Genomic DNA, 19,679 nt, shown 5'->3' on the forward strand with positions numbered 1-19,679 from the left:
TGAGGAGTGGCAATGTTGAAGCGTCAAGAAAAGTCGGGTTTTAGAGAGTGGTTTGCCTGGGGATGGATCGCATTCATTTTGTTTATCGCGATGTTTAACAACGGTATTTTCCTCGGTTACGGACTACATAGTCCAAACCAATATCAGTTCGAGAGCCCGGCCTTTTTGGCCTTGATTGTTTCGGCTTTCATTACAATGTGGCTTATTCTACAGATAAGCGCCCGTAACTTTGAATGGACGAGAGCAAATATAATAATAGGTGCGCTGGCAATTTTAATTCCTCTCGTATATTTATTGAGCTCTTTTCAAGCTTTTTCCCCTTATATGGCCAAGATCGGAATCCTTATTCACCTGGCACTTTTTTTATTTTATGTAGCAGGTACGTTCTGGTCGAGATCCGACCAACTTACTGATCGTTTCCCTCTTGTGTTTCTAATCTTTGGATACTTCCTCGTTGCCTTCGGGTTTCTCACTATGTTCGGCAACGCATATCTGCTAGATTCCTTGACCCCGCAGGACGGCATTCGAATCACTTCAGTGTTTCAATATGCCAACGCGTATGCCGTATTGCTGCTCATTATGTGGATCGTAATGCTGCTCGAGATTAACCGTACATCACGCAGAGGGATTCAAATTCTGCATGGGATTATGCTCGTGCCGGTGCTTGTTTCCTTTTTGTTGACTTTGTCCCGAGGCGCGCTTGTCGTGCTGCCCATTATCGCAATCGTCACACTGGCCATGCTCCGCTTAAAAATTCAAATCAAGCTAATTCTATACTCGGTCATCGGTATGGGAATATCGCTATTGATCTACTCTAAGTTAGCTGATAGAGGTATTGAAGTCGTCAACGGCATTCTCGCTGCGACGGCTGCCAAGCAAAGTTACAATACGGTCTCCATTTTCTCAGGGGATGCGATCGGGTACTGGGCTATTCTATTCGTTGCATCACTCGTAATGGGCGCGATAACCTATGCGATAGAGAGATACATAGAACCCAAGCTTCAAGCTAAGTTGGGTAATCAAGCGTCTAATCGCTCTGGGATATGGCTGCCAATCGGGCTGTTAGTTCTGTTTGTGGTAGGCGCTCTTGCTGTTTTGTCCGACACGATGGTGAAAGTGCTACCGGCGGTGCTTCGGAACCGGATTGAAGGCATAAACTTTGAAACTCATAGCGTTTATGAGCGTCTAAGAATGTATAAGAACGCAATCCAGCTGTGGAAGGACTATCCGATTCTTGGAGGCGGCAGCGGGGCATGGGAGGCATCCTATGAGAAGTATCAATCCTATCCATATTTAAGTGCACAGACGCATAGTTTTATTACACAGCTGCTCGTCGAGGTCGGTATAGTCGGTACAGTTGCCATAATCGGTCTTATCCTGTTTTCATTAATTACCTTTGTCGTGAAGTACAGGAGAATGTCTGAAGCTTATCGCAACAAATACATCTTTTACTTCGTCGTACCTATTACGATACTCTTGCATGCGTCAATAGATTTCGAGATGAGTTATTTGCTCTATGATATACTGGTATTCCTGTGCCTCGGCGTACTAAGCGGGGCGTTATCGCCAGTGAAGCAATGGCCGGTCAAGCAAGCACGATTAATAAAACAAACTAGTTCAGGCGTTCTAGCTGCTTTAGGTATAGCGCTTCTTGTCATCACAAGCTTAAGGCTATATGGCTCCAATCAAATAGACTACGCAAATGATGCTTACGCGCAGCAGCGACCTTTCTCCGAGATTGTCGACCCGCTGAAGCAAGGGCTGGGGATTACGCCGGGGCACCCCGTATTGCTCCAACAGCTAACGAGTTGGAACTACCAGGCTTATGATCAATCCAAGGACGAAGCTTACCTACAGGAAGCAGAGAAGTATCTTGCAAAGCTAGTGAAAACTGAACCGTATTATCGCCCTGGCGTGGATTTAAACTTTACGATCCAGATGATTCACGGCAAACAAGATGCAGCTATTAATATCATGGAGAAAGCCGTCATTCAATATCCTTTTGAACAAACCTTCTACGATCAGCTCGAGTCCGCATTGCTGACCAAGTGGGAGCAACAGCGCCAGGCGAGCGATACTGAAGGCGCTAAGGCAACGGCAGAGACGGTTAAGAAATATTATCTAAAGATTATGGATCAAGAACGCGTCGTACAACAACTTCCCAAGACAATCGAGCTTAATCGGGCGTTTACAATCTCTAACACTGCAAGACTGGCTGCCGGGGAAGTTGCCTTCAACGATGGCGATTATGTGCAGGCCGCCGAAACTTTAAAGACTGCCTTACAAGAGGATTTGAGTGCGGAGGGCGTCAATCGTAAGGTAGCCAGATACTACTTGGCCGCATTACGCAAGCAAGGCCAAGACGATCAGGCTTTATATGATAAATTAATTGCAGCTGATGAAAACGAAGCGAGCCAACTAGAGCAGCTCAAATAGAAAGGAGGGATAACGGTGAAAATATCAGTTATTCTGCCGACGTTGAACGCGGAGAAATACCTAGTCAAGTTAATCGGCAAGCTGCAGGAACAAACGGTGCGGCCGCATGAAATAATCGTCGTAGACTCTCGTTCAAATGATGGTACGCTTCTGCTCGCTAAGAGACTCGGTGCAAGAGTCATGTCGGTAGAGCGCAAGGCGTTCGATCACGGCGGCACGAGAAACCTAGCTGCGCAGAATGCTACGGGCGACGTACTCGTGTATATGACCCAGGATGCGGTACCTCAGCATGAAAGATTCTTAGAAGAAATCATTGCGCCCTTCGCGGACACGAAGGTTGCGGCAGTGTGCGGAAGACAGATTGCAAGAGCCGAGTCCAACGTACTAGAGCGGATGACCCGTGATATTAACTATCCCGAACTGTATATTCATAAAACGCTTGCCGATTTGGAGCGTTTTGGCATCAAGCTCTTTTTCTTCACCAATGTGTGCTCGGCCATACGCAGAGATACGTTCATTCAGTTGGGTGGCTTTCCTGCTCCGATTATTCTTAATGAAGATATGATGATTGCGGCCAAATGCATTACCAACGGTTTTGCCGTCGTTTATAACCCGCGCGCCAGTGTCATTCATTCTCACGATTACAGTCTAAAAAAGCAGTTTAAACGCAACTTCGATATTGGCGTGTCTATGCGAATGAACGAGTGGATTTTCCAATATGCACGAGCGGAAAAAGAAGGCGGGAAACTAGTCAAGGAGCAACTAGGGCGCTTATGGAAACAAGGGAACTGGAGATGGATTCCCAAATGGATCGGTGAGGCTGCTGCAAAGTACGCGGGATATCGACTGGGCGTATCATACAAGCAGCTTCCGGTCATGTTCAGGAGACGCTTCAGCATGCACCCGGACTTTTGGTCCAATTACGATAAATCTCAGATCGTGCGAGACCCCTTTATTTTTAAGGCAGAGGCACAATCGGTCAGCAACCATTGAGCATGAAGGGAAGGTCATCATGAATCGATATACCAAGACTTTTGGCATTCTTGTCACAGCTGCTATTGTCGCAGGAGGCGTTAACTGGTATCAATCTGCTTACGCCGACGTTCAGCAGACAACACCGGGGCTTTCGGATGATCCGATCGTGACGAAGAGTTATGTAGATCAGAAGATCGCAGAATTAAAGAGTGGCGAAAATTCAGGTGGTAACTCAACTCCGGAGGACGCAACAAAGCTAGAAGTTGTGACAATTCCACTTGGGGCTAAATTAATGGTCAGTGCCGGCGGAGAGATTGTTGTGCGGACAGGCAAAGCCGTCGCCTACAGCTCGGATTCGAACGGTCTATCCGATCTCACGGCCGGTGCAGATATCGCTTCTGGTTCGCCAATTGCGACAAACCATTTGATCCTATTCCCTCGGGACGGCAGAGGAGTTGAGCCGGATCCAAGGCAGAAGAATGGATTGACGGTTTTGGTGCGAGGCAAGTATCAACTAAGTTAGTTTATTATATTTAGGAGGATCTAATGAAATGACAATCCAACTATTTACACCGACTTTTAGAGTGGAAGAATGTTTGGCAGAGATTAGAGAATGCTTGGAAAAGGGATGGACAGGCCTAGGATTTAAAACAGTAGAGTTTGAGAATAAATGGAAGGAATTCACTAGTCTACCACACGCTCATTTTATAAATTCTGCAACAGTAGGGTTGAGTCTGGCTCTCAAGGTTTTGAAGAATGCCAACGGTTGGGACGACCAAGACGAGGTTATTACAACTCCTTTAACCTTTGTTTCAACCAATCATGCAATACTGTACGAGGATCTCAACCCTGTTTTTGCTGATGTTGACGAATTTTTGTGTCTAGATCCGAAAGACGTAGAACGTAAAATTTCACCTAAAACGCGTGCAATCATGTTTGTTGGAATCGGAGGAAATACAGGAAGATACAAAGAAATAGTAGCGCTATGTGAAAAATATAAACTGAAGTTGATTTTAGATGCAGCCCACATGGCAGGGACTCGTCTTGATGGTCAAGTTCCGGGGCGTGAGGCAGATGTTGTTGTGTACTCTTTCCAAGCTGTTAAAAATCTTCCGACGGCTGATTCTGGGATGATATGCTTCAGAGAAGAGGGTCATGATGAACTTTGCCGTAAGTTAACTTGGTTAGGGATTAATAAAGATACATATGCGCGCTCTAATAATAAAGGTGCATACAAATGGAAGTATGATGTAGAGCACGTGGGTTACAAATATCACGGGAATTCTATAATGGCTGGAATCGGATTGGTTCAGCTAAAATATCTTGATCAAGATAATGCTTACCGTAGACAGCTTGCTCAATGGTACAATTACAACTTTAAGGATCAACCTCATATTAAAGCAGTGCCGGTGGCAGAAGACTGTGAGTCGTCGCGACATTTATTTGTCATAGAGGTAGATCGTAGGGATGAGCTGCTTCTTGCTTTGAACGAGAGCGATATCTATCCTGGTGTACATTACAGAGATAATACAGAGTACGGCATGTACAGCTACGCCAAAGGGACATGTCCTAACAGCCATCGTCTATCTGAAAGAATTCTTTCGTTGCCAATGCACTTGCAATTGTCCAAGCAAGATGTGGATTATGTTTCCAGTATGGTAATTAAATATGCCTAAACGAGCGGATATGTTTCATGACTTTTGTGGGAAGGATAGAACATAGAATGAAGGGTATTATTTTGGCGGGCGGTTCAGGTACAAGGCTTTATCCAATTACCAAGGCGCTTTCTAAGCAAATGGTTCCGGTATTTGATAAACCTATGATATACTATCCGCTTTCTACGTTAATGCTTGCAGGAATTCGTGAGGTGCTCATCATCTCAACCGCACGTGACTTGCCTGGGTTTATTGAATTATTTGGACGTGGGGACGCACTTGGAATGCAATTTGAGTACGCCGTACAGGAAGAGCCCAATGGACTCGCTGAAGCATTTATTATTGGTAAGAACTTCATTAAAGACGACAAAGTGGCAATGGTACTTGGTGACAATATCTTTTGGGGGCAGGGATTGACAGGAAACCTAAAGAAGGCAGGCTCCTTTGAGAAAGGGGCAGTCATCTTCGGATATTATGTTCAGGATCCAAGCGCATATGGTGTAGTGGAGTTCAGCGCATCCGGATCCGTGCTTTCAATAGAAGAGAAGCCAGTCAAGCCCAAATCAAATTATGCTGTACCGGGGCTATATTTTTACGATGAGACAGTTTCGGAAAGAGCACTAGCCCTAAAGCCGTCCGATAGAGGAGAGCTTGAGATAACGGATCTTAATCTTAATTATCTTAAAGATAATCAATTGACGGTTAATTTACTTGGTAGAGGGATGGCATGGCTGGATACGGGGAATCCTGATTCAATGCTGGACGCCTGTAACTTTGTTGCTGCAGTTCAAAAGCGACAAGGAAGCTATATTGCATGTATCGAGGAAATCGCCTATCTCAATAACTGGATATCTGAAGAGCAACTAATACGTTTAGCAGAGCCTTTATTGAAAACACAATATGGCCGATACCTGAAATCCTTAATTCATCACAAGTAGTAGGAGGTTATGGTTCTGAAAGTGTTAATTGCCGGGGGCAACGGACAATTAGGAAGAGAACTAAATAAACTACTTGATCGGAAGTACAGGGTAATGTCTTGTACTTCTGATGAGATGGATATTTTGAATAAGAACCAACTTAACAAACGTATTAAAGCTTATAAACCTGATTGGATTATTAATTGTGCAGCTTATAATAATGTGGATGAAGCTGAAATTGATAGATCCAGAGCAGAGTTAATTAATGAACTAGGGCCTCGTAATCTTGCAGAAGTTGCAAATGAACACCGTTGCGCGCTTCTTCATTTCTCCAGCGATTACGTTTTCGATGGCAGGACTGATAAGCCTTATATAGAAACTGATCCAACGAATCCAATCAATCACTATGGCCGGACTAAGGTTGAGGGCGAGAAAAGAATTATGGAATGCCACGACGATTACTTAATTATTAGGACGTCATGGCTCTATGGAGGAAGTGGAAGAAGCTTCGTCAATGCTGTGCTTGCCCGTGCAAAACAGGGAAGTCTTCTTCAGGTCGTTGATGATCAGATCGGGAATCCAACTTGTACTTTAGATTTAGCTCTGCAAGTAGAATTAGCAATGAGAGTTAAGTTATCAGGCTTGTACCATTGCAGTGGACTAGGCTACTGCTCGAGATTCGACTTTGCGGAAAAAATATTGTCACTCGCCGGGATCTCCGCTGACGTTAAAGCGATAAAAACTTCAGACACGATACATAATGCTGAGAGACCTTTATTCTCTGCATTGGACAGTCAACTAATTGAACAGTCATTAGGCAGGCGAATGTTAAGTTGGGAAGACTCCTTGGAAGCTTATATGAAAAAGGAGATTAATAATGGACCATCTTTATAAAATTCAAGATCATAATCTAACCATAGAACCTATTAGGCATAGTGATCTGGAGATTATGAGAATATGGCGAAATTCTGAATGGGCACGATTCTACTTTTTGAATTCTACCGAAATCTCGAGTGAACAACAAGAAAAGTGGTATCTTAGCTATTTAAATAAAGAGAACGATTATATGTTTATGATTATATGGGAAGGGCAAAAGGTCGGCGTGGTTGCGCTTTATAACCATGACTTACAAAATAAAACGATTGAGTTTGGCAGGTTGCTGTTGGTGCCTGAAATGCGTGGCAAAGGGATTGCTAAAAAGGTTGTTTTTCTTTTGACTGATCTATCTTTAAATGAATTGGAAGCAAATCGAATTGTACTGGAAGTACTACAAACAAATAAAGTAGCGGCGAAATTATATGAAAAATGTGGTTTTCACTTTCAAGGCGAATACATACATAATGGAAGAAAAATTATAAGAATGGAAAAATGGTTGGGTTATGATGAAACCTAAGGTATTGGCGTTCTGTATTAGAGAAACCCCTTCTGCTTTAGTGGGGGTTATTACTCCTCTGAAGGCGTTGGAGGGAAGTGGGGACGTCGAGTTCCGCTTTAAGGAATCTCTGCAAATCGAGAATCAGGACCTTGCATGGGCAGACACTGTAATTTGTATTCGTGGAAGTGAGTCTGTTGATGTCCAAATTATCGTGGAAAGCAAGCGCCTCGGAAAATATATAATCTATTTTCTCGATGATGATTTACTACACATACCGAAGAGCTCTGCATCGTTCTTATATTACAATAATTCTGAAATCCGGTCGCAAATGATGAAGTTGATGGCTTCTTCAGATATGTTGTGGACGACGAATTCAAATATCGCCCGTAAGTATGAAACCTTCGTTAAAACCTCGAAAACGGCTATTGTAAATGCGCCAGCTATGCTTTTGGGGAATGTTAAAGAAAGAGTGAGAGGTACAGAAAAAATTAGAATCGGATTTGCCGGAAGCATTGACCACAGTCCTTATTTGCAGCAGCAGATGTCGATTGTAGTAGAGAAGCTTCTTCAAGTATATTCAGGAAAAATACAATTTGAGTTTTTCGGCGCATCGCCAAAGTTTAACTTTGAAAATGACAGCTGTTACTATATACCATATGAGAATAATCACGATAGTTACAGAGAAAAGCTAAAAGAACGAGCATGGGATATTGGTTTAGCGCCACTACCAGAAACGGAATTTCATGCGTGTAAGTACTTTAACAAGTTCTTGGAATATGGTGCAATTGAGGCTGCTGGCATTTATTCAAACGTCGACCCCTATCGTTTTGTAATACGACATAATACTAACGGGCTTTTGATTAATAATGATCCGGATTCTTGGATTAAAGGAATTAGTAAGTTAATTGAGGACGAGGAGTTACGGAACAAGATTAAGAGAAATGCTTTCGAACAGTTGAATAGCGCTTTCACAAGTGAACATATTGCCATCGAAATTAAGCAGTGTATTCCTCAAATGATGACCCATATTGCTCCGACAGTGAAGGTATCTTCTGTTAAGTTAAAAAGAAAAATTAAGAGCGTACTTATATACAAAGCTATTATGGTAATTAAAAACAATGGATTGAGAGCCATTCCAATCATTGCTCGAAAAAGCTGGTCCAGGATAAATAAAAAGTGGTGATCAGATTGTATTTTAGACAAATTTACCGCGGAAGATATGTATTATTGAGCCTTGTGGGCCAGGATTTAAAGAGCCGATATCGAAATTCATTGCTTGGTGTTGCTTGGAATTTCCTTACGCCGCTGGGGCTAGTGTCGATTATAGGGTTTGTGTATTCGATTGTGTTCAAGACGCCACTTATCGAATTTATTCCCTACCTTTTTTCGGGTCTTCTACCGTGGATTTTTTTTACTTCCTCTGCAGAAGGAGGAGCCATTTCTTTTTTGGGCTCTCAGGGATATATAAAGCAAACGCAGGTTCCGATTGAGATTTTCCCACTCCGTGTAAGCCTCCTGAATTTGTTTAATTTCGGGATCTCCATTGCGGCATTTTTCTTAATCTATGTCTTTTTGGACCCAGAAAGTTTTAGTATTCGTATGTTTATGTTAGTCCCCGCAACATTAATTTGGTTTTTGTTTTGTTCCGCCTGGGCCACCATTTCGGCTATTATTAATTTATACGTTCGTGATTTTCAGCCATTGCAATCTTTGGCGGTACAGGGTCTCTTCTACTTCAGCCCGATTATTTATAAACCTGAGATGCTAAAGGAACAAAATTTTGAATGGGTTTATTTGTATAATCCCATGTACTATCTAATAGAAATTGTTCGAAATCCGCTCCTGGGTAAAGGCGGGATCGAGCTAAATACATGGCTGATTGCGATCGGAATTACCTCGCTTCTCGTCATTATTGCAATTACGTTAATCTCCGTTATCGGTAGAAAAATAACGTTTAAATTGTGAAAAAGGTGAAATATAAATGAGCTTTATCCGTATGAGCCAAATCAATCTTAAATACCAGATCCATAACGATCGAAGCTTAAAGGATCTTGTAATCGGAATGACCAAAAGACGTGAACCGTTAGTGCAAAGCAAGGTCATTCATGCACTAAAAAATATCGACCTGGATTTAAAGGATGGAGACCGTCTTGGTATTGTAGGGCACAATGGAGCGGGGAAAAGCACATTTCTGAAGGTCATAGCGGGCATTTATCCCCCGGTTAGCGGCAGCATGAAGGTTGAAGGAAGAATGGCCAGTTTATTTGAATTAGCAACTGGTTTTGAGATGGAGGCCAGCGGCTGGGATAATATTCGATTGCGCGGGTTAATGCTAGGAGAAACGCCGAAACAAATTTCTAAAAAACTTAATGAAATCGCAGAGTTCAGTGAATTAGGCGATCATCTTAATATACCTGTGAAATATTACTCATCAGGAATGTTCATACGTCTAGCCTTTTCAATATCGACAGCAATTGAGCCTGATATTCTGCTTTTGGATGAGGTTATTGCAGCCGGTGATGCAAAGTTTTTAGCCAAGGCACAGCGCCGCATGAATGAATTAGTAGATAGAGTGAAGATTCTTGTATTCGTGACGCATAGTATGCCTTCCGTTTTTGAATTTTGTAATAAGTGTATTTGGCTCGAAAAAGGTGAAATTAAAATGCTGGGAACCCCGGAGGAAGTAGTCGAGCGTTACTTAGCGAGTGCTGCTGAACCACCAGTGAAGGAGATTCCTAATGATTAAGGTAAGTCATTTCCTTAAGCAAGTCGAGCTGTATCACTCTGAAAATCTTATAGAAGCTCCCAAGATCAGCGTCATATTACCTACTTATTGCAGAGGGGATAATGGACTTTTAAGCAGGTCTATTGAATCGGTCCTTAATCAAACTTTTCGTGAGATTGAATTAATCATCGTTGATGACGGATCCGTGGATAGAACTAGGCAAGTTGTCATGGAATACATTGAAAACGATCCCCGAGTCGTCTACATTCGAAATAACGTAAATTCGGGGCTTCCTGCCTTAAGAGTAAACCAAGGAATCATACAAGCGCGTGGAGCATATATCGCTTATCAATTCGACGACGATCAGTGGTATGACGATGCATTAGAATTGCTATATGGCGTAATTGTTAAAGAGAATAAACCTACGTTGGTATACGGAAAGTGTAGATTTAAAGATCTACTAAACAAAGCGGAGATAATATTCGGTGACACTTTTGATTATAATCTTTTAAAAGCGACAAACACGATTGCCAATAACACTGTACTTCATTCTAAAGACATTCCTTATTTATACGGTGGCTACGATTGTCATGTGACAATGAAGCGACTTTGCGACTGGGACCTTTGGTGCCGATGGTCAGAGCACATTAATATCGTCCACGTCAATGCTATCGTTAGTCTGGTTGAAGGTAACCAAGAGGATTCGCTAGGAAGAACGGTGGTTCTTGATCAATCTATTTTTAAATATATTCAAAACATAAATGAAGAAAGAAATACACTTCTAAGACTTGATGCTATTCATGAGTATGTTGTTGACCGCTTAGACTTCATTAATAAAAGTGAAATCCAACAACTTATCTATGACGAGCACTTATTACATTGGTATGCACATCAACGTAAGAATGGCTTAGAAGAATATGTGGCGTTCCCGAAGCAAGCCTTAAATATTGCAGTAATCATGTCGGATTATAATGCAACTACGGAAATAACACTAGAAAATTTCGCAAAGAAACTTAAGGGTGAATACAATTTTATGTATATCACTCTAAACCATCTAGATCATAGGATAATTGAATATGCTGATATAGTGGTTCTCCAGCGAATTGTTTACAAAATACCGGAGATAGACTATCTTATCGCTAATAGACCGATGGTTTATTTATTGGACGATAATTTGCTAAAGCTACATTTATTGAATCGAAACGAGTATGCAGCCTACAGACCAAACTCGGAAGCTTATAAGACAATTCAAAATTACATAAGTTTCGCCGATATGGTTTACTCCACAACTAACGGTATTTCTAGAGATACTGCGGCGTTAAACAAGTCTGTCTACCAATTAAGTACCAACATTCCACTTGGCGAGCTTAAGGCGCAACGCTCCGCATGGAGCGGCGTTTGGAATATAGCCTGGATAGGCAGCGATTCAAGAACCGAAGAGTTTAAGTACTTTTATGAAGAAATCCGGAATCTGGCTTCAAACTATGAGACAACCGTTGCGGTTTATTTCATCGGTATGGAGCCCTTTGAGCAATCTCAAAATAATATACACTTCGTCCCTCGTGTTCAACGTTACGGTAGTTATTTGAGCATGCTAAGAGAGCTAAATGTTCATTTGATTTTATCCCCATTAGAAGAAGTAGAATTTAAAAACGATAAAAGTAATATAAAAATGTTAGAGTCTGGCGCTGCTGGAGCCATCGGTATATTTTCAAATAAAGTCGTATCCGCTCTTATAAAAGATGGGCATAATGGGTTCATGATTGACTATCATAAGGGAGCCTTGTACAACAAAATTCGGCACATCATTTCTATGGACCAAGAATCGTTAGATCAAATATATCAAAATGCCCTCACGACGATTGAAGAATCATACTCGACTGAAAGCCAGGTAGATCAATTCAAGCTTATGCTTAAATGGGCAAGTTTAAATCATATAGCTAATAAAATAAACAAAAACTTTGTTTTTATTTGCACCAAGCACTACTGGGAAGAAATTAAAGAAACAATGACACGATTAAAGCAGTACAACTACCACGTCATGGTTTCAATAGATGAACATATCCCTTCAATCATTGATTGGTGTCGACAAGCTGATATCGAAATCATTGAGGAGATAAACGAAGCTTGGATCAGAGATTCTGAGGTTGGATTGGTACACGATCTTACGTCCAATACGTTAATACAATGGTATTGTCATCGGCACAAAATTGCTTATGTTCTGGGCGAGATGTTCCGTACCTATCACTATATTCAGAACAAAACTTCTACTAATTCTTCAGAAGCTGATTTACTGGATGTTTATATTCGTACACTTTCTCATTTTTACAATGCAAATCATCTACAGGCTAGGAGTTACAAGCAGGAAAGAGGTGTGGAATCTCGTCATATTTTTACGGAAATTTATCCGGGAAGCAATAATAAGGATAAAAAGTATATCGCATTGCGAGAAAAATACCGATTCCCTTTATATGGGCTCTTGCCAAACTTGATTGGTCTTCGGCTTTATTTAAAGAGCAAAATAGCAACTACGACATCACTGACTATAGGCATTCAATCTAATAATAGAAAAGATCTTGAACTTTTCAGTAAAAAGTACACAATAACGATAAAGCCAGATGAAGCATATTATGATTTTTATCTCATAAGTCCCCTAACGCATACAAAACAAGCTAACTTAATGGTCAGCATATGTTTAGAAAATACTGATGCTCGTATTCTAATTGCAGTTAGAGGAAAGCAACCTATAGGTGAATCTATTTATCATTATGTGCTTGAAGGAGAGCAAGGATGAAAATTGACTTAGGGTGCGGATATAATAAGCAGCCAGGCTATGTCGGAATAGATCGCTTTCAAACGCCAGATACTCAGATTGTATGCGACATTGACGAGGGGCTGCCTTTAGAAGAAAATTCAGTCACTTACCTGATAGCTTCGCATTCGCTTGAACATGTTGGTGACTTAATGGAAACTATGGAAGAAATTTATCGAGTATGCCAACATAAGGCTATCGTTGTGATTGCAGCGCCTTACTATCAAACGAGCTTAAACGTAGCCAATCCCTACCACAAGCACGCGTTTAATGAACATACGGCTCGCTTTTTTACTAACGATCCTGAGTCTTTAATACCCGAAGAAGATTATTATTTTCCTCATGCAGTAGCTTGGGGGCTCGGTAGCAGTGATAATAGCAATCTGAAAATGGATTTCCGATGTATCAAAATGGAGTATTTTTATTTTCCGGAATATCAGGCTCTTTCCGAAGAAGCAAAGAGAAGCGCTCGTCAACACAGTTTTAATGTCGTTGATCAAATCTTAATTCATCTAGTGGTCGTTAAAGAAGACATATCAAAAGTTGAATTATTAGATATCCAAACTGGGCCGTTGGAAGAACCGCAGCATGTCACGCTCAGACGATTAAGAGAATTAAACGAACAAAATGTGATCAAGCTTCATTCAGCTGAATTAGCAAAGCAAGCAGCGGACTCTGAAAGAAAAATAGCGGAGGAAAGCCAACGGGAGTATTTTACCCGAAACCTAGAAGGCCACTTAGCTGAACTCAAAGATGGCTTAAAGTTGTTACAAAATGAAATAGGGAAATTAAAAAAAGAACCATCAATTGATAATACGGCTGAGGAGTCTTACAGAACCGTCAACGAAGTGAATGCTACATCATTAGATCCAGGCAGTGCAAAGAGCATCTGGACAAGTCTTGTTGCTCTTGAAAGTAACAAATGGAATCGCGTAAGAGAGAGGGGGAAAAGGATTCTAAATAATAAGTGGAATGATTTAAGTCTTTTTATCAATGATTCTTGTAAAACTCTTGTGGCACAAAATATCCTCCAATCCAATAAAGATCTCAATGATTACGTGCTAAATAAAAGTCAATCTATCGGCTGGAAGGATATCATTTTTTATAAGGTCCACCCTAAAACGAATAAATGGAAAGGCCTTAAAGCTATTTTCTTGAACTTCCAATCGCCGCCTTTGGTCCATAGTGTAGCGCTGGAGATCTTGGACTCTGAAATGCGTATACTAAGATCAGTTCATTCTAGAGATGCTATAATTCATCATGAAGTTCAAACAGAATTTAGCTTTGACGAGTTGGAGGGTTCCGCTGAGCAGACATACTATATTCGTTTCGTAGGTATGCGACCGGATCTGTGGGGAGTGCAGATTTACGAATGGACGAAATATAATCGACTTGGCAAAAAAGCAGATTCATCATTTTGCGGTGAGCTCCTTTTTTAATCATGTTTTAATGAACCACAAACCAATGTTGATTTGTGGTCTTTTTCTTTAGGAGGCGATGTATAAATAACTGTATTAAGGGACTTTTAGAGGAGATAAAGCGATGAAGGTTCTTGTGACGGGCGGGCAAGGCCAGTTAGGACGAGAATTATATCACATCGCAAAAGAAAGAGGGCATGAGGTAGTTGCTGTTGGAAGGAATGAATTGGACATTACCAATTTAGAGGAATGTTTTTCGATCGTTCAAAACGAAAAGCCGGATGTTATTTTCCATTGTGCAGCATTTACAGCTGTGGATGAAGCCGAAACTCAAGTCACCGATGCATTTAAGATAAATGCATTTGGTAGTCGGAATATTGCGCTGGCTGCGTCAAAAGCTGCAATTAAGTTGGTTTATATTAGTACCGACTACGTGTTCGACGGTGCACGAGAGATCCCCTATCATGAGTATGAGAATACGTCTCCATTAAATATATATGGACATTCCAAAAGAGCTGGAGAAATCTTAGTACAAAATCTAATTACAAAATTATACATTGTGAGAACTTCCTGGGTTTTTGGAGCTTACGGGCAAAATTTTGTAAAATCAATGATTAAATTAATACAATCCACATCTAGATTGCAAGTCGTGAATGATCAACGAGGATCTCCAACGTATACCAAAGATCTCGCGCAAAAGCTGCTGGAACTAGTCGATACAGAATACTACGGGACTTATCATGTTACAAATAGTGGCGATTGTTCATGGTATGAATTTGCCAGAGCCATAGAAGAAGAAATGCGTTCATATTCTTTAACGATCAATGCCGAGATTAAGCCATGTGATTCTTCCGAATATCCGCAAAAGGCCAAACGTCCCCATTACTCTGTTATGGATTCTATCGCATTAGAGTGCAATGGGTTTGGTGCGCTTCGTTCATGGCGAGAAGCATTAACAGACTTTATGACCTTATTGTACAGTAATAGAGATGGCGAAAAAAATAAGATATAATGGCTAAAGGCCGTAATAATAAGGTGTTAATGATGAATGGAGTACTTTATCTACCAAGCGTAACCATATGCATAGTGACGTATAATAGTCAGAAATGCATAAATGAATGCTTAGACGCTGTTTTTAATCAGGGATGGCCACGAATCGATGTAGTGGTGGTCGATAATGCATCGACGGATGCAACGTTATCTTTGATGAGTCAATACGAAAAAATACGGATCATCGAGAATAAGATTAACGTCGGTTTCGCGGAGGGTCAGAATCAGGCGATCAATTCTGTCGAATCGGATTATTATCTTGTGTTGAATCCTGACGTTATTCTGAGCCCCAATTATATTTCGCAATTAGTCAACTTCCTTGAGGATCATAGTGAGTATGGTAGCGCAACGGGATGTTTGCTTCTCGCATCCCGTCCGCAGATCATTGATTCGACTGGTTTGGAAATGAATTGGCTTAGACGAGCCAAGGATCGAGGTGCAGGAAAAAATCGAAAAGATTTTTTGAAAGACACTGATATATTTGGGGTGTCAGGAGCAGCTGCGATGTATGCACGGCGAATGATCGAGCATATTTCTATTGATGAAGAATTTTTTGACGCCCTTTTTTTTGCTTACAAGGAGGACGTGGACGTTGCGTGGCGTGCCCAACGCTTTGGATGGAAGTCCCGATATGTCCAAAGCGCAATTGCCACCCATGAACGAAATTGGGGCTCATTTTCCAGTAGAAGCCATATTCCTATATTTGTTCGTGTTCATTCTTATCACAATCGTTATCGAATGTTGATTAACAATGAAAATTTTACGGTCGGTTGGATCTTAAAGCTGCCTATTCAACTTATGTACGAACTGTTGTTTCACGCGTACTTATTATGGAAAGATCCCAAAGTTTTCACCAGTCTCGCGGTCCTGCCTAAAATCATTAAAGAACAAAAAAATAAGCGAAAAAAAATAAAAGAAAAGGCAAGATGGTCCGAAGATGCATAAGTTAGAATTATTTGCAATTACATCATATTCACATTGAAAAGGTGAAATAATTTGAACGTAATTAAAGGGAAATTAGAAGGTGTTTTACTTATTGAACCAAAAGTGCATGAAGATCACCGAGGTTTTTTTATGGAAAGTTATAATTACGAACTTTTCATTAAAAACGGGATCGATATGAATTTTATTCAAGACAATCATTCCTTGTCGGTCCAACAAGGTGTGATTAGAGGAATGCATTATCAACTGAACCCTAGAGCCCAGACCAAACTGGTCAGAGTAGTTGCGGGGTCCATTTGGGATGTGGTCGTTGATATACGACGGGGCTCTCCGACATTTGGTAGGTGGGAAGGGTTTGAACTTTCGGCAGCCAATAAAAGACAGCTTCTAGTTCCAAAAGGATTTGCACATGGCTTTTGCACCTTGACGTCTGATACGCAAGTCATTTATAAAGTCGATGAACTATATTCGGCAGAGCATGATCGTGGAATACTGTGGAACGACCCAAAATTGAATATTGAGTGGCCCTTCAGGGAACCCGTGCTTTCCGAAAAAGATCGCGTCGCCCCTCCGTTGGACCAAGCTGATTATAATTTTATATATTAATTTTAAAGGGTGAACGCTTTGAAGCTGCTAGTTACAGGTGGGGCGGGATTTATTGGGAGCAATTTTGTTCACTATATGCTGAACCGTTATCCAAATTATCAAATTATCAACGTTGATCTTCTAACTTATGCAGGAAATATGGATAACCTGTCCGGTGTTGAAGGAGATGCGCGCCATTCCTTTTTTAAAGCGGATATAGCTGATCCGATCGCAATGGGGCAAATTTTTGAGCAGGAAATAGATGCTATCATTAATTTTGCCGCAGAGTCTCATGTGGATAGAAGCATTGAACAGCCAGAGATTTTTATTCATAGCAACATTCAAGGGACGCAGAATTTACTTAACCTCTCCTTGAAGCATAAAGTAAAAAAATATATTCAAGTATCTACTGACGAAGTGTACGGCACCTTAGGCGATGAAGGATTATTTACTGAATCTTCACCGATAGCACCTAATAGCCCCTACTCGGCCACTAAGGCCGGCGCTGATTTGCTGGTGCGAGCCTATCATGAAACGTATAGCCTTTCCGTCAATATCACTCGTTGTTCAAATAATTACGGCCCCTTCCAATTTCCGGAAAAGCTTATTCCACTTATGATCCAAAATGCACTATCAGACAACTTTTTACCTGTGTACGGAGATGGTCTAAACATACGTGACTGGCTCTATGTTGAAGATCATTGCAGTGCCATCGACTTGGTATTGCATAAAGGAGTAAACGGCGAGATATATAACGTCGGGGGCAACAATGAGCGAACGAATATTGCAGTCGTCAAGAAAATATTATCCGAGTTAAACAAACCTGAAACGTTAATTAATTATGTTACCGACCGGCTAGGGCATGATCGCAGATATGCAATCAATGCCGACAAAATTCGTCGCGAACTCGGCTGGAAACCGATGTACGATTACGAATCGGGAATCAGTACTACGGTTAAATGGTATCTCAGCAATCAGAAATGGATGCAGAGAATTGCTAGTGGAGCATACAGAGGACAGTAGTAGCTGCATAGTTGTAATTTTCCGCTTAACCCATTAACTCATACGCCTCCGGCGAAGCGGACCTGGTCATACTAGGTCTGTCAAATTCAACGGAGGTGCATGGGAAAATGGCAAGCAGAAGCAATCGCAAGTTGGTTCCGGAGAGCGCGAAGGCGCTGCAGGCATTGAAGTATGAGATCGCAACGGAGCTCGGCGTCGACTTTGGTCAATACGGTGGTGCAGCCGGTGCAGGGGATACGGAATTCGCGGGGGATCTCGGCGCATTCTCGGCTGGCGGAGGCGGTTCGCAGTATTTGGGCAACCTCACTTCGCGCGAAGCGGGTGCGGTCGGCGGTGGCGTCACGAAAAGGTTGATCCAGCAAGCGCAGCAATCGCTGATTTAACTGTTGGATAATAACCAGTTGACAAAAGGCTCGACTGTATTTTCCGCTCATTGACACCCCTCGACAATTCCGGTATCATTAATCAGAAGGTCTGTCTAACAACCTTTTCCTACCGGAAAAGGTTCATTTTTTGTGTAGGGGAGGTTGAAGATATTGTCGACGATTAAGGGCCGGCATCTCTTCACGTCCGAATCGGTCACGGAAGGCCATCCGGACAAAATTTGCGATCAAATCTCAGACGCGGTGCTAGACGCATTCCTTGCGGCTGATCCATACGCGCGCGTCGCTTGCGAAGTATCCGTTGCTACGGGTCTCGTACTCGTTATCGGCGAGATCTCCAGCTCCGCGGACTTCATCGACATCTCGTCGATCGCCCGCAAGACGATTCGCGAGATCGGCTATACCCGCGCTAAATACGGCTTTGACTCCACGACTTGCGCAGTCCTGACGTCGCTCAACGAGCAGTCGGCCGACATCGCGCAAGGCGTTAACGCAGCCATCGAGAGCCGCGACGGCAAGGACGTTCTTGTCGAGAACGCCGACATCGGCGCCGGCGACCAAGGTCTGATGTTCGGCTTCGCGACCAATGAGACGCCTGAGCTCATGCCGCTACCGATCGCGCTGGCGCATCGCCTGTCGCGTCGCCTGTCCGAAGTGCGCAAGAACGAGACGCTTGCTTATCTTCGCCCGGACGGCAAAACGCAAGTTACGATCGAGTACGTCGACGGCAAGCCCGTTCGCGTAGACACGATCGTTATCTCGACCCAGCATGCCGAAGAGACTTCGCTCGAGCAGATCCAAGCGGACATCAAGAAGCATGTCATTCTGCCGGTCGTGCCTGAAGAATGGCTCGACGACGAGACCAAGTTCTTCATCAACCCGACGGGACGCTTTGTTATCGGCGGACCTCAAGGGGATGCGGGCCTCACCGGCCGCAAGATCATCGTCGACACCTACGGCGGATACGCACGTCACGGCGGCGGCGCATTCTCCGGCAAGGATCCGACGAAGGTCGACCGCTCCGCTGCATACGCAGCGCGCTACGTAGCGAAGAACATCGTCGCTGCCGGACTTGCCGACAAGTGCGAGATCCAGCTTGCTTACGCGATCGGCGTAGCGAACCCGGTCTCCATCAACGTCGACACTTACGGCACGGGCAAGATCGCCGAGGACAAGCTCGTCGAGCTGATCCGCTCGAACTTCGACCTGCGTCCGGCAGGCATCATCAAGATGCTCGACCTGCGCCGTCCGATTTACAAGCAAACCGCTGCTTACGGCCACTTCGGCCGCACGGACATCGACGTACCTTGGGAGCGTACCGACAAGGTAGAGCTGCTGAAGTCCGGCGCTTGGGCTTAATCATTCCATACGATCTCCACATGC

General features: G+C 42.7%; 18 protein-coding genes. All 18 read left to right on the top strand.

Annotated elements, in window-relative coordinates; all coding sequences use genetic code 11:
* The first annotated feature begins 12 nt into the window (after positions 1–12).
* Positions 13–2,436, top strand: a complete 2,424-nt coding sequence (locus ACFOTD_RS11055) for an O-antigen ligase family protein (protein ID WP_378118586.1) — start codon at positions 13–15, stop codon at positions 2,434–2,436.
* Between the two features lie 15 nt (positions 2,437–2,451).
* Entirely contained in the window at positions 2,452–3,429 is a 978-nt protein-coding gene (locus ACFOTD_RS11060) for a glycosyltransferase family 2 protein (RefSeq protein ID WP_378118587.1), read from the top strand.
* Positions 3,430–3,448: 19 nt separating this feature from the next.
* Positions 3,449–3,934, top strand: a complete 486-nt coding sequence (locus tag ACFOTD_RS11065; protein ID WP_378118589.1) for a hypothetical protein — start codon at positions 3,449–3,451, stop codon at positions 3,932–3,934.
* Positions 3,935–3,962: 28 nt separating this feature from the next.
* Positions 3,963–5,087 (top strand): DegT/DnrJ/EryC1/StrS family aminotransferase, encoded by a 1,125-nt coding sequence (locus tag ACFOTD_RS11070; RefSeq protein WP_378118590.1) that lies wholly within the window; start codon positions 3,963–3,965, stop codon positions 5,085–5,087.
* A gap of 47 nt (positions 5,088–5,134) precedes the next feature.
* On the top strand, positions 5,135–6,004 hold the full coding sequence (gene rfbA, locus ACFOTD_RS11075) for a glucose-1-phosphate thymidylyltransferase RfbA (protein ID WP_378118592.1): 870 nt from the start codon (positions 5,135–5,137) through the stop codon (positions 6,002–6,004).
* Between the two features lie 9 nt (positions 6,005–6,013).
* A complete protein-coding gene (gene rfbD, locus ACFOTD_RS11080) occupies positions 6,014–6,877 on the top strand; it encodes a dTDP-4-dehydrorhamnose reductase (protein ID WP_378118594.1) in 864 nt (287 codons plus the stop codon).
* Positions 6,861–7,376 carry a GNAT family N-acetyltransferase gene (locus tag ACFOTD_RS11085; protein ID WP_378118596.1) on the top strand — a complete coding sequence of 172 codons (516 nt, stop codon included), beginning with the start codon at positions 6,861–6,863 and terminating at the stop codon, positions 7,374–7,376. The genes rfbD (ACFOTD_RS11080) and ACFOTD_RS11085 overlap by 17 nt, the downstream gene beginning before the upstream one ends.
* Positions 7,363–8,541 carry a glycosyltransferase gene (locus ACFOTD_RS11090; RefSeq protein WP_378118598.1) on the top strand — a complete coding sequence of 393 codons (1,179 nt, stop codon included), beginning with the start codon at positions 7,363–7,365 and terminating at the stop codon, positions 8,539–8,541. The genes ACFOTD_RS11085 and ACFOTD_RS11090 overlap by 14 nt, the downstream gene beginning before the upstream one ends.
* Positions 8,535–9,323, top strand: a complete 789-nt coding sequence (locus ACFOTD_RS11095) for an ABC transporter permease (RefSeq protein ID WP_378118599.1) — start codon at positions 8,535–8,537, stop codon at positions 9,321–9,323. Before ACFOTD_RS11090 ends, ACFOTD_RS11095 begins: the two co-directional genes overlap by 7 nt.
* Positions 9,324–9,339: 16 nt before the next feature.
* Positions 9,340–10,104 (top strand): ABC transporter ATP-binding protein, encoded by a 765-nt coding sequence (locus ACFOTD_RS11100; RefSeq protein ID WP_378118601.1) that lies wholly within the window; start codon positions 9,340–9,342, stop codon positions 10,102–10,104.
* Positions 10,097–12,877, top strand: coding sequence for a glycosyltransferase (locus tag ACFOTD_RS11105; RefSeq protein ID WP_378118603.1), 2,781 nt, complete (start codon positions 10,097–10,099; stop codon positions 12,875–12,877). Before ACFOTD_RS11100 ends, ACFOTD_RS11105 begins: the two co-directional genes overlap by 8 nt.
* Positions 12,874–14,334, top strand: a complete 1,461-nt coding sequence (locus ACFOTD_RS11110; RefSeq protein WP_378118605.1) for a class I SAM-dependent methyltransferase — start codon at positions 12,874–12,876, stop codon at positions 14,332–14,334. Before ACFOTD_RS11105 ends, ACFOTD_RS11110 begins: the two co-directional genes overlap by 4 nt.
* Positions 14,335–14,437: 103 nt before the next feature.
* Complete coding sequence (gene rfbD / locus ACFOTD_RS11115; RefSeq protein WP_378118607.1) at positions 14,438–15,325, top strand: dTDP-4-dehydrorhamnose reductase; 888 nt, start codon at positions 14,438–14,440, stop codon at positions 15,323–15,325.
* Between the two features lie 32 nt (positions 15,326–15,357).
* A complete protein-coding gene (locus tag ACFOTD_RS11120) occupies positions 15,358–16,308 on the top strand; it encodes a glycosyltransferase family 2 protein (protein WP_378118825.1) in 951 nt (316 codons plus the stop codon).
* 51 nt (positions 16,309–16,359) lie between these two features.
* Positions 16,360–16,911 (top strand): dTDP-4-dehydrorhamnose 3,5-epimerase, encoded by a 552-nt coding sequence (rfbC, locus tag ACFOTD_RS11125; protein WP_378118609.1) that lies wholly within the window; start codon positions 16,360–16,362, stop codon positions 16,909–16,911.
* 18 nt (positions 16,912–16,929) lie between these two features.
* Positions 16,930–17,913, top strand: coding sequence for a dTDP-glucose 4,6-dehydratase (gene rfbB, locus ACFOTD_RS11130; protein ID WP_378118611.1), 984 nt, complete (start codon positions 16,930–16,932; stop codon positions 17,911–17,913).
* A gap of 107 nt (positions 17,914–18,020) precedes the next feature.
* Positions 18,021–18,296 carry an alpha/beta-type small acid-soluble spore protein gene (locus ACFOTD_RS11135; protein ID WP_378118613.1) on the top strand — a complete coding sequence of 92 codons (276 nt, stop codon included), beginning with the start codon at positions 18,021–18,023 and terminating at the stop codon, positions 18,294–18,296.
* Positions 18,297–18,449: 153 nt separating this feature from the next.
* Positions 18,450–19,655 carry a methionine adenosyltransferase gene (gene metK / locus ACFOTD_RS11140; protein WP_378118615.1) on the top strand — a complete coding sequence of 402 codons (1,206 nt, stop codon included), beginning with the start codon at positions 18,450–18,452 and terminating at the stop codon, positions 19,653–19,655.
* Positions 19,656–19,679 lie beyond the last annotated feature (24 nt).

The sequence above is a fragment of the Cohnella sp. GCM10012308 genome (assembly GCF_042649185.1).
In the GTDB taxonomy this organism is placed as follows: Bacteria; Bacillota; Bacilli; order Paenibacillales; family Paenibacillaceae; genus Cohnella.

Bases quoted from the DNA above. Each gene is read 5' to 3' on its own strand.
- ACFOTD_RS11055 (WP_378118586.1), top strand. From the start codon at position 13: ATGTTGAAGCGTCAAGAAAAGTCGGGTTTTAGAGAGTGGTTTGCCTGG.
- ACFOTD_RS11065 (WP_378118589.1), top strand. From the start codon at position 3,449: ATGAATCGATATACCAAGACTTTTGGCATTCTTGTCACAGCTGCTATT.
- ACFOTD_RS11070 (WP_378118590.1), top strand. From the start codon at position 3,963: ATGACAATCCAACTATTTACACCGACTTTTAGAGTGGAAGAATGTTTG.
- rfbA (WP_378118592.1), top strand. From the start codon at position 5,135: ATGAAGGGTATTATTTTGGCGGGCGGTTCAGGTACAAGGCTTTATCCA.
- rfbD (WP_378118594.1), top strand. From the start codon at position 6,014: ATGGTTCTGAAAGTGTTAATTGCCGGGGGCAACGGACAATTAGGAAGA.
- ACFOTD_RS11085 (WP_378118596.1), top strand. From the start codon at position 6,861: ATGGACCATCTTTATAAAATTCAAGATCATAATCTAACCATAGAACCT.
- ACFOTD_RS11090 (WP_378118598.1), top strand. From the start codon at position 7,363: ATGATGAAACCTAAGGTATTGGCGTTCTGTATTAGAGAAACCCCTTCT.
- ACFOTD_RS11100 (WP_378118601.1), top strand. From the start codon at position 9,340: ATGAGCTTTATCCGTATGAGCCAAATCAATCTTAAATACCAGATCCAT.
- ACFOTD_RS11105 (WP_378118603.1), top strand. From the start codon at position 10,097: ATGATTAAGGTAAGTCATTTCCTTAAGCAAGTCGAGCTGTATCACTCT.
- ACFOTD_RS11110 (WP_378118605.1), top strand. From the start codon at position 12,874: ATGAAAATTGACTTAGGGTGCGGATATAATAAGCAGCCAGGCTATGTC.
- rfbD (WP_378118607.1), top strand. From the start codon at position 14,438: ATGAAGGTTCTTGTGACGGGCGGGCAAGGCCAGTTAGGACGAGAATTA.
- ACFOTD_RS11120 (WP_378118825.1), top strand. From the start codon at position 15,358: ATGAATGGAGTACTTTATCTACCAAGCGTAACCATATGCATAGTGACG.
- ACFOTD_RS11135 (WP_378118613.1), top strand. From the start codon at position 18,021: ATGGCAAGCAGAAGCAATCGCAAGTTGGTTCCGGAGAGCGCGAAGGCG.